Annotated in this window: 10 protein-coding genes; 8 read left to right on the forward strand and 2 right to left on the reverse strand. The window is 39.7% G+C overall.

Annotation, left to right across the window (positions count from 1 at the left end):
- Nucleotides 1-25: 25 nt before the first annotated feature.
- From DW963_RS04750 to DW963_RS04765, 4 genes are all read left to right on the forward strand, one after another.
- Nucleotides 26-1,558 carry a M23 family metallopeptidase gene (locus DW963_RS04750; RefSeq protein ID WP_117914049.1) on the forward strand — a complete coding sequence of 511 codons (1,533 nt, stop codon included), beginning with the start codon at nt 26-28 and terminating at the stop codon, nt 1,556-1,558.
- Between the two features lie 189 nt (nt 1,559-1,747).
- Nucleotides 1,748-3,043 carry a UDP-N-acetylglucosamine 1-carboxyvinyltransferase gene (murA, locus tag DW963_RS04755; protein WP_117914050.1) on the forward strand — a complete coding sequence of 432 codons (1,296 nt, stop codon included), beginning with the start codon at nt 1,748-1,750 and terminating at the stop codon, nt 3,041-3,043.
- Nucleotides 3,044-3,164: 121 nt separating this feature from the next.
- Nucleotides 3,165-4,673, forward strand: coding sequence for a sensor histidine kinase (locus DW963_RS04760; RefSeq protein ID WP_117914051.1), 1,509 nt, complete (start codon nt 3,165-3,167; stop codon nt 4,671-4,673).
- Nucleotides 4,674-4,699: 26 nt separating this feature from the next.
- Entirely contained in the window at nt 4,700-5,389 is a 690-nt protein-coding gene (locus DW963_RS04765) for a response regulator transcription factor (RefSeq protein WP_117914052.1), read from the forward strand.
- A 225-nt stretch (nt 5,390-5,614) separates the two neighbouring features.
- Here the strand turns inward: DW963_RS04765 and DW963_RS04770 are convergent, their stop codons facing one another.
- Nucleotides 5,615-6,346 carry an RluA family pseudouridine synthase gene (locus tag DW963_RS04770; RefSeq protein ID WP_117914053.1) on the reverse strand — a complete coding sequence of 244 codons (732 nt, stop codon included), beginning with the start codon at nt 6,344-6,346 and terminating at the stop codon, nt 5,615-5,617.
- Nucleotides 6,347-6,478: 132 nt separating this feature from the next.
- Between DW963_RS04770 and DW963_RS04775 the strand changes: the two genes are divergently transcribed.
- A complete protein-coding gene (locus DW963_RS04775; RefSeq protein WP_117914054.1) occupies nt 6,479-7,549 on the forward strand; it encodes an AI-2E family transporter in 1,071 nt (356 codons plus the stop codon).
- A 93-nt stretch (nt 7,550-7,642) separates the two neighbouring features.
- Complete coding sequence (proS, locus tag DW963_RS04780; RefSeq protein WP_117914055.1) at nt 7,643-9,082, forward strand: proline--tRNA ligase; 1,440 nt, start codon at nt 7,643-7,645, stop codon at nt 9,080-9,082.
- A gap of 77 nt (nt 9,083-9,159) precedes the next feature.
- On the opposite strand, the gene DW963_RS04785 is transcribed toward proS, so the two are convergent.
- The gene (locus tag DW963_RS04785; protein WP_117914056.1) at nt 9,160-10,413 is read right to left on the reverse strand and encodes a CCA tRNA nucleotidyltransferase; all 1,254 of its coding nucleotides are present in this window, start codon (nt 10,411-10,413) and stop codon (nt 9,160-9,162) included.
- 196 nt (nt 10,414-10,609) lie between these two features.
- Between DW963_RS04785 and DW963_RS04790 the strand changes: the two genes are divergently transcribed.
- Nucleotides 10,610-11,734: a YutH/CotS family kinase-like spore coat protein gene (locus tag DW963_RS04790; RefSeq protein ID WP_147347578.1), complete on the forward strand. Its 1,125-nt coding sequence runs from the start codon at nt 10,610-10,612 to the stop codon at nt 11,732-11,734.
- 68 nt (nt 11,735-11,802) lie between these two features.
- A complete protein-coding gene (locus tag DW963_RS04795) occupies nt 11,803-12,993 on the forward strand; it encodes a DegT/DnrJ/EryC1/StrS family aminotransferase (protein WP_117914058.1) in 1,191 nt (396 codons plus the stop codon).

A 12,993-nucleotide genomic window follows, 5' to 3' on the forward strand; every position in this document is an offset into this window, starting at 1 on the left:
ATTAACACAATATTTGGAGGACATTATGGAACGCTTGTCAAGATATGGCAGACGAATGAGAATAACACTCATTAAGACAATGACGGTTGCCTGTTTTGTATGTATTATTGCTATTCCATTTTTATCAAAGAATTTATTAAAGACGGAAGCTAATTATTACAGTATTACAATTAATGGAATCAAGGTTGGAGCAGCTAATACGGAAGAAGAAGTTATTGTTGCTCTGGCATCAGCAAGGCAGGAGCTGAGTGCACAGTATGAAGAAATCGTGTACATGGATCCTGATATAGAGATTGCCAAAGAGAATAAAACAGTTGCACAGAGAATGAGTGTGGACGAGCTGTCTGGTGCAATATACAGTTACATGTTTGATAATGTTATGGATGTTGATTTCCATATGAATTATACAGTAAGACTTGGTGATTTCGTTGTAACATTGGAATCGAAGGATGCAGTTGTTTCTTTATTTGAGAAGCTTATTGCCAAATATGATCCCAACAATGCTTTTACAGTATCACTTGATACAGTTGATGCAGCGACAGGTACTTATGGAATAAGTGTAAATGAAAAGGCCACAGAAACTACAGCAGCAGAGATTGTATCCTCAGCAATTAGTGGTACAGCGATTTCGCAAGACGGAGAGACAGTGGTTAATGGAGATGGTCTTACTGGAATTGGATTTGATGTTGACGTAGTTGTTGTGGAAGTTCCTACGGATAATGCAACTGTAACATCAGTAAATGACGCTTATGAGAGCATTACTAAAGAACATGAAGAAAAGACAGTATATACAGTTGAGGCTGGTGATACATTATCGGTAATTGCACAGAATAATGGACTTACAATGTCACAGCTTCTTGAGCTTAATTCTAATCTTACAGAGGACAGTGTAATTGCACCGGGTGATTCAATTGTTGTTACAGTTCCTAAATCAGAAATATCTGTTCTTACAACTTATCAGATGACTTATGAAGAAGATTATGAAGCAGAGCCTGATTATGAGGATGACAACACTAATTACAGAGGAACTAATACAGTTATTTCTGAGGGAACTGTTGGTCACAGATCTGTAATAGCAGAAGTTACTTACACTAATGGTAACGAAACAGGCAGAACATATGTTAAGGAGACTATTATTAAAGAATCCGTTCCGAAGACTATTGCAGTCGGAACACTAACACCTCCAACATATTTAAGACCGATATCAGGAGGAACATTATCATCTGAATTTGGTTACAGATGGGGAAGTTTCCACAAGGGTGTTGACTGGTATGTTCCGCAGGGTACAACGGTTACAGCAGCAGCAGCAGGAACTGTAACAAGAGCAGGATGGTTTGCTGATTATGGATATTGTGTAGATATAACACACAGTAACGGAACAATGACAAGATATGCTCATCTTAGTTCTATAAATGTAAGAGTTGGACAGAGTGTATCACAGGGGCAGGCTATTGCAGCATCAGGTAATACAGGCTACAGTACCGGACCACATCTTCATTTTGAAATATGGGTTGGAGGAACTGCTGTGAATCCGCTCAATTACGTTAATAAGAATTAATAAATATTGAATAGGCTGCCCTGTTAAGGACAGCCTTTATTATGTAACTAAATGCATTTTAAATGCATATAATAAAATAAGGGTGAAATTGCCATATTTTTTATAAATGTATTTTCGGAGAAAATCTTTACAAATCAAAGTTCTGTGATATACTTTATAAGATGTGACTATTATGTTTAGAGGTGCTATATGGAACAATATGTTGTCAAGGGTGGAGTGCCACTCAGAGGAAAAGTTTCCATTGGTGGTGCGAAGAATGCAGCTTTAGGTATTCTTGCAGCAGCAATTATGACAGATGATACTGTAACAATTGAAAATGTACCTAATGTTAGAGACACAAGAGTTTTACTTCAGGCTATAGAAGGAATTGGTGCTAAGGTTAAGTATGTTTATAACAATTCCGTTCAGATAAATGGTGGTTCAATCTGTGATACCAATGTAGAATATGATTATATAAGAAAAATAAGAGCATCTTACTATCTGTTAGGTGCTTTACTTGGCAAGTACAATGAGGCTCATGTTGCACTCCCGGGAGGATGCAATATCGGAAGCCGTCCAATTGACCAGCATATCAAGGGCTTTAAGGCACTTGGTGCGGATGTTGATATAGATTGTGGAGTTGTACATGCAAAGGCAGAGAAGCTTACAGGAGCTCATATTTATTTTGATGTTGTAACAGTTGGTGCAACAATTAATCTTATGATGGCTTCATGTATGGCAGAGGGAGACACTATTCTGGAAAATGCGGCTAAGGAACCGCATATAGTTGATGTAGCGAATTTCCTTAATTCTATGGGTGCTAACATTAAAGGTGCAGGAACTGATGTAATCCGTATCAAAGGCGTTAAGAGACTTCACGGATGTACTTATTCTATTATTCCGGATCAGATTGAGGCCGGAACATTTATGATGGCAGCAGCAGCTACACATGGCGATGTTGTTATTCAGGATATTATTCCTAAGCATATGGAATCAATATCTGCAAAGTTAATTGAGATGGGATGCAGGATTGAGGAAGGTGATGACTGCTTAAGAGTTATAGCAGAGGGCTGTACACTTAAGAGTACTAATGTTAAGACTTTGCCATATCCTGGATTTCCAACAGATATGCAGCCACAGATTTCAGTTGTACTTGCACTTGCAGAAGGCTCAAGTATGGTAACTGAGAGTATATTTGAGAACAGATTCAAATATGTAGATGAGCTTGGAAGAATGGGTGCCAAGATTAAGGTTGAAGGTAACACAGCCTATATTGAAGGTGTTAAAAGTTTTTGTGGTGTGCAGCTTAATGCTCCGGATTTAAGAGCTGGTGCGGCACTTGTTATTGCTGCGCTCGCAGCAGATGGTATATCAGAGATCGATGATATTGAGTATATCCAGAGAGGTTATGAGGATTTTGAAGGAAAGATTACTAACCTTGGTGGAATTATTAAACGAGTTGATTCTGAGAGAGAACTTCAGAAGTTCAGGCTCAAGATAGGTTAATTGCAGGCTGTAGCGGATATTCCGTTACAGCTGTTTTAATTTATATTTAATAAAATTAATACATTTGTAATGTTACAAATATCCCTGTATATGGTAGTATGGAGAGGAAAAGGGGTTAATTATGAAGCTAAAGAATAAGTTGTATATTTCTTTCTGTATTATGGTTATACTTCCTGTGCTGCTAAGTGGTCTTGCTCTGGGAGGTCTGTACTGTGTACAGAAGGAAAGTATAGAGAGAACATATAATGTGGATGACGGAGCAATTTTCGTTGGCGTATATTCACCTATAATCCTTTTTGGAAAGATTACTGACAGCATATATAAGGATATGAAGACGGAGGTTGATACTTCGCCGGAGCAGTTTACTAATAAGGAATATCTTGATGAGTTATCAGGGGAGCTGTCATCTAAGATGTCCTGTCTTGTTGTAAGAAGGAATGGAATTATTATATATAATTCAACAGAAGCACCAGATAGCGAAATTGTAAAGATTCTTCCTGATTATTCTGCTGATGAAGAGAATGTTTCTGATGTTGGAACTTACAAGGGTGGAGAGTACCAGAGTCTTATAAAACAGCTTAATTTTAAGGATTCAGAAGATAACTTTTACAGCGTGTCAATTGTTACTTCATTGAAACAGATTCTTCCACAGATTAAGACATTTATAATGCAGGTTATATTTGTTATAATTATGGTACTTATTATTACAAGTCTTGGGCTTACTCTGTGGATATATAGTTCTATTGTCAAGCCACTTAATAAGCTGAAGCTTGCAACTGATAATATTAAAGAAGGCAATATGGATTTCGAGATGCCAAAGGTGTCTAACAATGAAATCGGCGATGTATGCCGGGACTTTGAAGAGATGAGAGTCGTACTTAAGCAGAGTGCGGAGGATAAGATAAAGTCTGATGCCGAGGAAAAGGAGCTTATTAGAAATATTTCACATGACTTAAAGACGCCGCTTACGGCTATTAAAGGATATGTCGAAGGCTTGCGTGACGGAATTGCCAACACGCCTGAGAAGCAGGCTAAGTATATCCAGACTATTGCTAACAAGGTTAATGATATGGACAAGCTGATTGATGAGCTTACTATATATTCAAGGCTTGATACTAACAGGGTTCCATATACGTTTGTCAGATGTAATGTAAGTGACTACTTTGGAGACTGTTGTGAAGAGATAGGCACTGAGCTTGAGGCAAGCCAGATTGAACTGGAATATAATGACCATCTCACTGAGCCGGCATATATGAATGTTGATCCGGAGCAGCTAAAGAGGGTTGTTAATAATATTATAAGTAACTCAGTTAAGTATATGGCTGAGGGACGACAGGGAAAGATTAAGATTGACCTGTATGATGAAGGCGACTACATTCATGCGATATTCTCAGATAATGGTATTGGCATTGCAGCCAAAGATGTTGAGAGAATATTTGAGCGTTTCTATAGAACTGATGAGTCAAGAAACAGCAAGCATGGGGGAAGTGGTATTGGTCTTGCAATTGTTAAGAAGATTGTCGAAGACCACAAAGGAAAGATATGGGCAGAGAGTGTAGAGGGCGAAGGCACGACCATGCATCTTAATCTGCTTAAAGCAAAGGATGAAGAGAATCCTGAGAATGCATAATGAAACTACACGAAAGGGGACTGGCTATGAGCAAGATATTAATTGTAGAAGATGAAGAGAGTATTGCAGATATTGAGAAGGATTACCTTGAACTTAACGGATACGAGGTTGAGGTATGTAATGATGGAACAAGTGGACTTGCGGCTGCACTGCATGAGGATATTGATATGTGTATCCTTGATATCATGCTTCCCGGAACTGATGGTTTCGAGATATGCAAGCAGGTAAGAGAAGTTAAGGATATTCCTATTATCATGGTATCTGCCAAGAAGGAAGATATCGATAAGATAAGAGGACTTGGAGTTGGTGCTGATGATTATATGACCAAGCCATTCAGCCCTAGCGAACTTGTAGCAAGAGTTAAGGCACATCTTGCACGATACGACAGACTTGTAAGTAACTCTAAGCACAATAATAACGTTATTGAAATCAGAGGAATCAAGATTGATAAGACAGCAAGAAGAGTGTTTGTTAATGGCGAGGAGAAACCATTTACAACAAAGGAATTCGACCTTCTTACATTTCTTGCAGAGAATCCTAACCATGTATTTACTAAGGAAGAACTTTTTAAGGAAATCTGGGATATGGATTCAATCGGTGACATCGCAACTGTAACTGTCCACATCAAGAAAATCAGAGAGAAGATTGAGCTTGATACAAGCAAACCTCAGTATATTGAGACTATATGGGGAGTCGGTTACCGTTTTAAGATGTAATCTACTACGCATGCTTGGTATGCTGGTGAAGCGACGGATTTAATTAACCAAAAGCCTACTAAGTTACCAATAAATCTAGTTTTAGTAGGCTTTTTAGAAGCTTATTCTGCTGGTTGATATGGCATAGACCTACGAAAAGAGATGTATAAGCTCTTTTCGTAGGTCTTTGAAATTGTGTACGACATATCAACTCAATAATCCAGCCAAATACATCACTGAAGCTCATCAATTTTGCGCAAAATCCGGTGTAACAGTGTATGTCTTATCATCAATAGTAAGTGAGACTGCACAAAGTGCAATCTGGTTTCTTTTAAGTGAAGACGCTTTAACGGCAGCATCCATATCGTATCTGCCAGAATCATTGCCATAGCCAGCGGCATCCATATCACAGGCAGCATTGTGCTCATAAGCAGCATACTTATAATCTCCAACAAGTGCGTGTCCACGGCTTGCAAACTGTACTCTTATCTGGTGATGTCTGCCTGTAATCAGATGTATTCTTACATGTGTAATGTCTTTAACTTCATCATAAGATATCACTTCATATTCAAGCTTTGAAAGCTTTGCTTCTTTATCATTAGCGGCGGCGTCGGATGGAACAACTGCTGATGTGTTCGTTCTTCCGTCTTTTTTTAGATAATCCACAAAAGTTCCTTTTGGTTCGGATAGTTTTCCACATATTAAAGCTTCATATTGTTTATTAAATCCGCCTTCCTTCTGCATAAGTGTGGAATACTTTGCTGCTGCAGACTTATTCTTTGCAATAAGCACAAGTCCCGAAACCGGCCGGTCAAGGCGGTTGATTATTGCTGCATATGCAGGCTTTCCCTGTGAAGCATTGTAAGTCATAACTTCGCTTACAAGGTCCAAATCAAATCCTTTCGCACCCTGGGATAGCTGTCCGGCTGGTTTATTCACTATAATAATGTCTTTAGTTTCGTGTATTATATTAAGCATGGTTGTGTCCTTTTAATGTTTTTATTAAGAATACATGCGTTTTAATAATTAATCAACAACATTCGGCGAATAAATGTCCCCGCCGCGCACACACTAATTAAACGATAAGTATTAGCAGGTGTGAGGTGGCATATGGGTGAAAATGTGTGGTGTTTCAGGAAGCGGCTGACATTGCTTTTTGGCAGTGCTGTTATTATTGCGGTGGTTTTCTTTATATTCAAGGTGCTTTTTTATTATGTGTGGCCGTTCATGCTTGCATTCTGTTTTGCGGTGCTGCTTCAGAAGCCGATAGTGGGGCTGGCGAAACTTTTAAGGGAGAAAAAGACGCTTGCTGCGAGTATAGTTGTAACAATGGTAACGCTTATTATTCTTTCAGTGCTGTTGTATGTCGGTTATATGGCGTTTCGCGAACTTAAAGATTTCATAGCCAATTTTGATGAGAATATTAACAGCCTTGATGGGCAGTTTAAGCTTGTATGCTGCCGTATTGATGGCTGGATTAAGTTAAAAGAAGGCTGCAGTTACGCATTTCTTGAAAAATGTAAAGGGATAATTATAGATGGTGATGGGCAGCAGATGTTCTTTACAATTATGAGAAAACATTCTGTTCCGGTTATAACATGGTGCGTTATGGCGGTTGCCGGACTTGTGGTGTGCTTTATTGGAACGATATATGCGGCGGCTGGAATTGAGAAGTACAGAAGCTGGCGGGAGAACACTATATTTAAGGACGAAGTCGGGGCGGTGCATGTGGGACTTCGCAATTTGATAAATGTATATTTCAGGGTGCAGCTTATTATAATGTCGATAAATATTGTGGTGTGTTCAACAGCATTTTTAATGATAGGCAATCCATATGCTATTCTTCTTGGTGTGCTGACTGGGATTATTGACGCACTTCCGATATTTGGTACGGGAACGGTACTGATACCGTGGGCTGTGGGAAGCCTGCTTTTCGGACATGTGAAAAATGCGGTGATTCTTGTGGTATTGTATATTGTCACATATTTTGTGAGGGAGATTATGGAGTCAAAATGTATGGGCGACAGAATGGGAATTGCGCCATTTACAATGCTTGCGGTTATATATATCGGGATACTTGTGTATGGAGTTACGGGATTTATTCTTGGCCCAATATCATATTGTATAATAAAAGCACTTGTTCTTTACTTGAAAAGCATTTTAGAACATGATAAACTCTAGTGGTGCCGTCAATGGCAGGCGGACAATGCGAAGCAGCATTCGCATCAGGCTCCGTAGGAAACGGGTCTGTAATGTCATAGAAAGAGGTTTATTATGGCAGAAGATAAGAAGTTAGTAGAAGCGATTACATCTATGCAGGATGATTTCGCTCAGTGGTACACAGATGTGTGTAAGAAGGCAGAGCTTATGTCTTACTCAAGCGTCAAGGGATGCATGATTTTTAAGCCGGCTGGATATGCAATCTGGGAGAATATTCGTAATGAAGTCGACAGAAGATTCAAGGCAGCAGGAGTTGAGAATGTTTACCTTCCAATATTCATTCCTGAAAGTCTTCTTGAGGTTGAGAAGGATCATGTAGAAGGATTTGCACCAGAGGTAGCATGGGTTACTCATGGCGGACTTAATCCACTTCAGGAAAGAATGTGTGTAAGACCTACATCAGAGACACTTTTCTGTGATTTCTATAAAGATGAGATACAGTCATACAGGGATTTACCAAAGGTATATAACCAGTGGTGTTCAGTTGTAAGATGGGAGAAGGAGACAAGACCATTCCTTCGTTCAAGAGAGTTCTTATGGCAGGAGGGACATACTGCACATGCTACAGCAGAAGAGGCTGAGGCACGTACACAGCAGATGCTTAACCTCTATGCAGATTTCTGTGAGGAAGTTCTTGCAATTCCTGTAATCAAGGGGCGTAAGACTGATAAGGAGAAGTTCGCAGGTGCAGAGGCTACTTATACAATTGAGGCGCTTATGCATGATGGTAAGGCTTTACAGTCAGGTACAAGCCATAACTTTGGTGATGGATTTGCCAAAGCATTTGGAATCCAGTACACAGATAAGGATAATAAGTTAAAATATGTTCACCAGACTTCATGGGGAATCACAACAAGACTTATCGGAGCAGTTATCATGACTCATGGTGATGATTCGGGACTTGTGCTTCCACCTAAGGTTGCACCAGTACAGGTTGATGTTATTCCTATTATGCAGAAGAAGGCCGGCGTTCTTGATAAGGCTTACGAGGTTGGCGATGCACTTAAGGCAGCCGGACTTCGTGTTAAGGTTGATGATTCAGATAAGAATCCAGGCTGGAAGTTCTCTGAGCAGGAGATGCGTGGTATCCCTGTAAGAGTTGAGATGGGACCAAGAGATATCGAGGCTAATCAGGCTGTTATTGTTCGTCGTGATACAAGAGAGAAGATTACTGTATCTATCGATGAGCTTGCAGACAGAATTCCAGAAATTCTTGATACTATCCAGAAGGATATGCTTGAGAGAGCAAGAGCTCACAGAGAAGCTCATACATATACAGCTCTTAATTATGATGAATTCAAGGATACAGCAGCTAATAAGGCTGGATTCATCAAGGCTATGTGGTGTGGAGACCAGGCTTGTGAGGACAAGATTAAGGAAGATACTACATGTACATCAAGATGTATGCCATTTGCACAGGAGAAGTTAAGTGATGTGTGCGTATGCTGTGGTAAGCCGGCTAAGGCTATGGTTTACTGGGGTAAGGCATATTAATTCTAAGAAGTATTAATTATAATAACCCTCATCGGATTTGCCAGAAGGCATCCGGTGAGGGTTATTTTATGATTATATTATTTGATATGTTCAATCATTGCAATAAGAGTAGTTTTATCATTGAGCTTAGGGTTCTCTATAACGATATCAAGCAGGGATTTCAGTGTTTCACCGATTTCGTGTCCCTGAAGACCATATTCAATGAGGTCATTGCCTGATATGTCGAGGTCTTTTATTGTAAAGCAGTCACCGCGTGCAAGAATATCTGTTGCAAGACGCTTTAATGTCAGAAGATGCTTTACCTTCGCCGGATTGCTTATTCCTGTGATGTCTTCAGATGCCTGAATTACAGCCATCATAAGCTCATGCCACAAAGGCAGGAAATCTCTGCCGTACTTATTAAGGGCAGTACGAACAGCCGGCTCAGTTTCTTCTATATCCATCTTTGATAATTCAACAAGCTTAGATACTGTGTCAACTGTCTTGTTATCCAGCTTAAGTGCACGGAGAGTCTTAGCTGCTTCATCAGGTGTAGAAGTTATGAAAAGTGCAGCGTAGCGTAAGTATATATTATCAGGTGTATGTTGTAATGTTGCAAGTATTTTGCGCTTGTAGCGGCTCTTTAGAGCATTGTCAATTACCGGGAGTATTGGGGCAAAAAGTCCTGCTTCTGAATATTCTGCAACATAATCGGGATGTGCAGACATAAGCGTTTTGCCAAGCTCTACATGCACACGCTCCATGCTTATTTTGCTGATTGATGGGGCAAGCTTTTTAATTGCATTCCACGTTGCTTCATCAATGGTAAAGCCAAGCTGTGCAGAAAATCTTATGGCACGCATCATTCGCAGAGCGTCCTCTGTAAATCTTAATTCTGGTTCACCAACGCAGCGTATTATTTTTGCATCCAAATCATCAAGACCGTTAAATTCATCAACAAATCCATCAGTGTCGTTGTATGCCATGGCATTTATCGTAAAATCACGGCGGCACAGGTCATCAACAAGCCTGTCTGAAAATTCTACAGACTTCGGATGCCTGCCATCCTCGTATTCGCCATCAATACGATAAGTAGTAACTTCATAACCTGTTTTATTGACCATTACTGTTACAGTACCGTGAACGATTCCTGTATCAATAGTTCTTTTAAAGAAAGTTTTTATCTGAGCTGGGACAGCAGAAGTGGTTATATCCCAGTCATCTGGGTTTCGGCCAAGGATACTGTCTCGTATACAGCCGCCAACAGCATAGGCTTTAAAGCCGTGTTCTTCTATTGTATGTATGATATTTCTGACTGCTTCAGGCATGTCTATGGTGTAATTCTCAGGCATAATATCCCCCTGCTATTAATAATTTAGTTAAAATGTGAAACTCACATCTATGTATTATAAGAAAAAAATACATTTTCATCAAGATAATGATTATGTTAATTCAAAGGAATATAGGCACGGTTAATTTCATAAGATAAGGCAGACGTAGGTGTGTGAGCAGAAGACGTCTGTATCAAGTACAGAAACGGGGGAGATTATGAACGATAAATCATTGGAATGTCTTAAGGCTTATGATATGCAAGTTAAGAAGATGATTAAGGGGCGTGGAGGGGTAATTCTGTTTACTGATGCGGGATGCCGGCTTTTTCTTGAATGTACAAGAAATGATGGGTTTTATTACCGCGACGAGGCTGTGACTAATGCAGTCTGTAAGGCTGGATTTGAAAGTGTTGATACATATATAAGAAATAAGGATGGCGGGTTATTCACTATTGGTGATGACGGACGTAAATATGTCGTGAAGAACTGGTTTGGAGGAAGAGAATGTGATGTAAAATCTGTAGATGATGTAACTGAGGCGGTAAGAACGCTGGCAAGATTACACATTTGTTTAAATGTGGTATCTTCCAAAGGCATTAAATATGTCCGTGATGATGCAGGACAGAATATCATGAGGCAGTGGGAGTGCATGGCGCTTGCTGAGATGGAGGCTGAGTGTCAGAATGCGGAGTTGATTGCGAGCGAGAGCTGCGGACAGAATATATATGTGAAGTTTGATAAAGGAACTGGAATCAGGCAGAATTTTGACAGGCATACGAAAGAGATAAAGAAGGCTGCCAATTATATGAGGGGCAAGAAGAAAAAGAATGAATTTGAACAGATTGCACTTGCTGCGATAGATGGATTTTACAGGGAGGCACTTGCCGCCAGTGAGTTGGTACAATCTAAGATGTTTGATGAAAGATTTAACCGGATGGAGCAGACTAATGAGCTTATTCATGGAAGCTACAATTATCATAACATTTTTCTTGATGTTGGAATCGGAGGTGATGCAGTTACTAATTTTGAGAAATGTCACAATGACTGTCAGGTTGTGGACCTTTATCAGTTTCTCAGAAAGGTTATGGAGAAACACGATTGGGACATTAATGTTGCATACAGGCTTGTGGATGAATATGACCGTTGTAAGCCGCTTGACGATACTGACATTGAGATGCTCGTTGCCTTGCTTAGTTTTCCAGAGAAATTCTGGAAGATAATTAACCAGTATTATAATGCGGGAAAGGCGTGGGTTCCAGCTAAGAATATAGATAAATTAAAAACTGTTATAGCACAAAACAGACACAGGAGAGAATTAATTGATAAAATGTGCGGTCTGTGATAAAATCGAAAGATACGAGGGTATAAGTTTCGCGGATTGGATATACTACGAAGAGGAGATAATTAATTATGAATATTTCATTTTCACCACCGGATATAACAGAGGAAGAGATTCAGGCAGTTGCCGAAGCACTCAGATCGGGATGGATTACAACAGGTCCAAGAACTAAAGAGTTTGAAAGAAATATTGCTCAGTTTGTAGGATGTAACAGGGCGGCATGTCTTAATTCAGCTACAGCATGTCTTGAGACTGCACTCCGTTTACTTGGAATAGGCGAGGGCGATGAGGTTATCGTGCCGGCTTATACTTATACTGCATCTGCAAGTGTTGTTGCACATGTTAATGCAAAGCTTGTGCTTATTGATGTAGAAAAGGGCACATATCATCTTGATTATGATGCACTTGAGGCTGCAATTAATGAGAATACCAAGGCAGTCATACCTGTAGATATTGGCGGGGTTATGGTGGATTATGACAGGATAAGAAACATTGTAGAGAGTAAGAAGGATATATTCAAGCCAGGGAATGAATTACAGGAAGCAATCGGAAGAGTAGCTATAGTTGCTGACTCTGCACATGGGTTCGGTGCAAGTGAGGGTGGTGTTATGAGCGGTATGAAGGCTGATTTCACAAGCTTTTCGTTCCACGCAGTTAAGAACCTTACAACAGCAGAAGGCGGAGCTCTTACATGGAGAAGTGTTCCTGGGGTTGATGATGAGGATATCTATAAGCAGATAATGCTTTTCTCACTTCACGGTCAGTCTAAGGATGCGCTTGCAAAGACTAAGCTTGGTGCATGGGAATATGATATCAAAGGAACTTATTACAAATGTAATATGACTGATATCATGGCTTCTATTGGACTTGTACAGCTTAAGAGATATCCGGGACTTCTTAAGAGAAGAAGAGATATTATTGAGAGATACACACAAGGGATTGCAGCTGATGATGTGGATATTATGAAGCATTTTACAGATGAATATACTTCAAGTGGTCATCTGTATCTTGTAAGACTTCTTGGAAAGGATGTTGAGGAGCGTAATGCACTGATTACAAGACTTGCCGAGGCAGGTGTAGCAACTAATGTACATTATAAGCCGCTTCCAATGCATACAGCATATAAGAACATGGGATTTGATATTAAGGATTTCCCACATTCATATAATATGTACCATAACGAGATAACACTTCCACTGCACACATGTCTGACAGATGAGCAGGTTGAATATGTTATCGAACAGTTTAACAGATTGAAATAA

This window comes from Eubacterium sp. AM46-8 (assembly GCF_003466705.1).
Taxonomy (GTDB): Bacteria; Bacillota; Clostridia; order Lachnospirales; family Lachnospiraceae; genus Lachnospira.